The organism is Arthrobacter sp. 05L428, assembly GCF_056397665.1.
In genome coordinates this window covers 1-3,356 of sequence record NZ_JBFTNW010000019.1, presented here as the reverse complement: position 1 = coordinate 3,356, position 3,356 = coordinate 1, and the positions used below count along the sequence as shown (strand labels likewise).

At 65.4% G+C, this 3,356-nt stretch carries 1 protein-coding gene and 1 rRNA gene; one reads left to right on the top strand and one right to left on the bottom strand.

Going from position 1 to position 3,356, the window contains the following annotated elements; translation table 11 throughout:
- Window positions 1–641: 641 nt before the first annotated feature.
- Window positions 642–3,080: an HAD-IC family P-type ATPase gene (locus AC1DH3_RS16665; protein ID WP_476909817.1), complete on the top strand. Its 2,439-nt coding sequence runs from the start codon at window positions 642–644 to the stop codon at window positions 3,078–3,080.
- A gap of 185 nt (window positions 3,081–3,265) precedes the next feature.
- On the opposite strand, the gene rrf is transcribed toward AC1DH3_RS16665, so the two are convergent.
- Window positions 3,266–3,356, bottom strand: a 5S ribosomal RNA gene (gene rrf / locus AC1DH3_RS16660); the annotation flags it as partial.

Sequence of the window (3,356 nt, the reverse complement as noted above, 5' to 3'; positions counted from 1 at the left end):
GCTAAAAACACCGGACCCAACCACGGGGTGGCAGGCCCGGCACAATCAACCAATTCAATACAAAATTGGTATCAACAAACTTGGCACACTATTGAGTTCTCAAACAACAGACACACCCGGCACCACCCAAACCCAACGGTCCAGGATCGCTCCGGAGCAACTTTTCAAACTTACTCGGTGTCGACGTCCAAAGCAAATCCGGCTTCCCGGACCTACATCAGCAGACGAACCAGCCCCACCAGAATTCTTTAGCGATTGAACCGCCGAAAGAACTTGGTCTTGAATTATTTTTGGGGGATTGGCCGCCTCCGGTCCTCCAGCGTTTCCGCTGTTCTCCCTCGTGGCGACTTAGAAAACAATACACCCAGTCGACGGTAACCGCAAACCCGCTTCGCGGCTGCGCCGCGGTGCCCTTCGGCCGCCCCCGGAACCTCGCCGAACCGGCGCCGCACGGCCGTCGGACGGGCTCCGCACTGGCGCGGCACCGGCGCCGTTGTCGCCCGGGCTGCAACCCGGCGTCGTCAGTGGGAGCTGTATGCTCCGTCACCTTAGGCCGCTGCTGCGGATACCATCAGGGGGTGAGGGCACAACGCCGGCGCCAGATAGCAGTCCCGCTCAGTCGGCGTGTGTCCGGCCCGGCTGTGAACGGGCTTTCGCAGCACGACGTCACCGCCCGCATCGAGAGTGGGCTCGACAACCGGGTGCCGGACAAGACCAGCCGGAGCCTGTGGCAGATCTTCCGCGCCAACGTCCTCACCCTCTTCAACGCGATTGTCGGCTCAAGCTTCCTCGTGCTGCTGCTCCTCGGCCGCTGGCAGGACGCATTGTTCGGCCTGGCTGCCGCGGGCAACGCGGTGATCGGCGTGGTCCAGGAATTCCGGGCCAAAAGGTCCCTGGACCGTCTTGCGGTTTTGGATGCCCCGCGTGCACGGGTGCTGCGCGACGGCCAGATCCGGGAGATCGCCACGGCCGATGTCGTCCGCGATGATGTCCTGGTACTGCGTGCCGGGGACCAGGTGACGGCGGACGCAGCAGTGCTCGAAGCCGCCGGACTCGAGGCGGACGAATCCCTCCTCACCGGCGAATCGGACCCCGTGGCCAAAGACACCGGGTCGGACGTGCTTTCCGGATCCATCATTGTGGCCGGGCACGGCAAAGCCCGGGTGGTGCGGGTGGGTGCGGAGTCGTTCGCCAGCCGGCTCACCGCTGATGCGCGCCGGTTCTCCCTGGTGAACTCGGAGATCCGCAACAGCCTCAACCGTGTGCTTCGCTGGATAGCCTGGGCGATCCTGCCTGTCGCGATCCTTGTGGTCAACGGCGAGCTGCAGGCGCGGGGCGGTTGGCAGGATGCCGTCGCCACAGGCACCTGGACGACAGCCTTGGTAGGCGTCATCGCCAGCGTAATCGCAATGGTTCCGTTGGGCCTCGTGCTGCTGACCAGCGTGGCGTTCGCCGTCGGAGGGCTCAGGCTCGCCAGCCACAAGGTCTTGATTCAGGAACTCGCTGCGGTCGAAGGCCTCGCAAGGGTGGACGTCCTCTGCATGGACAAGACCGGCACCCTGACGGAGGGCGGCCTGAGATTCGAGGCGGTTCACCAGCTGACGCCAACGCCGGATCCAGGTTGGCAACAGGCCCTCGGTTGGTTTGCCGCTGAGCCCGAGGCGAACGCCACGGCGCGGAGCCTCGGCGCCGCTTTCGAGGACGACGGCGGATTCCAGTCGATCTCCTACGTTCCGTTCTCCTCCTCCCGGAAGTGGAGCGGGGTGACCTTCGGTGGAGGCAACGGGGCGACGCCCACCTGGATTCTCGGGGCGCCGGAAATGGTCCTGGCTCCGGGAAACAGCATCACCGTAGATCCGGCGCCGGGGGGAGCTACCGGGTCCTCCGACGAACCGGCCCGGACAGCGGAGCCAGGCCATGCCGACGTGCTTCAGCAAGCCGGCAAGCTTGCCGGCACCGGCTTGCGGACGCTGCTGCTGGCCGGAGCGGACACGCCTCCGGGGGCGAGCAAGACGCCGACGCTGCCCGACGGTCTCAGGCCGGTCGCACTCCTGACGTTTCGGGAGCAGACCCGGTCCGATGCCCGGGACACCCTGGAATTCTTCCGCGCCGAGGGCGTGGAGTTGAAAATCATCTCCGGCGACGATCCGCGGACCGTCGCCGCCATCGCGCGTCGGGTTGGCCTCGACGTGGCCCAAGGCTACGACGCACGTTCGCTGCCCGAAGATCCCCTGCTTCTTGAGGAGGTGATGGGGGGCAACAACGTCTTCGGCCGCGTCAGCCCTGATCAAAAGAAGGACATGGTCGCTGCCCTGCAACGGCTTGGACACACCGTGGCAATGACCGGGGACGGGGTCAACGACGCCCTCGCCCTGAAAACGGCAGACCTTGGCATCGCCATGGATTCTGCGGCGCCGGCTACCAAGGCGGTAGCGCGGCTGGTCCTCCTCGACGGCCGCTTTGACCGGCTTCCGGAAGTGCTGGCAGAGGGTCGGCGCGTCATCGCCAACATCGAGCGGGTCTCAAGCCTCTTCCTCAGTAAGACGGCGTATTCCATTGCCATCGCCGTCAGTTTCGGACTGCTGCAGTGGCAGTTCCCGTTTCTCCCCCGCCAGCTCTCCTTCACAGACGGCCTCACAATTGGCATCCCCGCTTTCTTCCTGGCACTGATGCCGAACACCCGTCGCTATAAGCCGGGTTTCCTGCGCCGCTCACTCTGGTTCTCGCTGCCGGCCGGACTCATCGTCGCGGCCACCTTGCTTGTGCTCAATGCCATCGCGCCATCGGCGGCAGCGCCGGGGCCGGAAGCGGTGCGCTCCGCTTCCGTTCTCACCCTCACAGTGGTGGGGCTCTGGATCCTGGCGGTGGTATCCCGGCCGCTCAACGCCGGCCGGGTCGGTGTACTGGCGGCGATGTGCGCCGCCCTCGTCATTCTGCTCAACATCCCCTTGGCACAAGATTTCTTCATTCTCTCCTGGCCACCAGGCGGGCTTTTGCTCGCAGCTCTGGCAACCGGGGCCGGCGGCGGCCTCGCAATCGAGCTCCTTGCGTGGCTCCACGGCCGCAAGTTTCCCCGCTGACCATGCTGGCGGCGCCGGCTGGGTTACGAAAAAGGCCCTCTTCCGTCAGGCTCCCAGCTCGCCCCATAGATCCGGACTTGCCTTCGTCAGCTGGCTGGATCTGCGGGAGGGGCGTCGGATGCCTGTTTGGGGTGTTAAAAGGCTCAGGCCCCGACACTGTGTGTCGGGGCCTGGCTGTAATGGTTGTCCGGCGGTGACCTACTCTCCCACACCCTCCCGGGTGCAGTACCATCGGCGCTGTGGGTCTTAGCTTCCGGGTTCGGGATGGGACCGGGG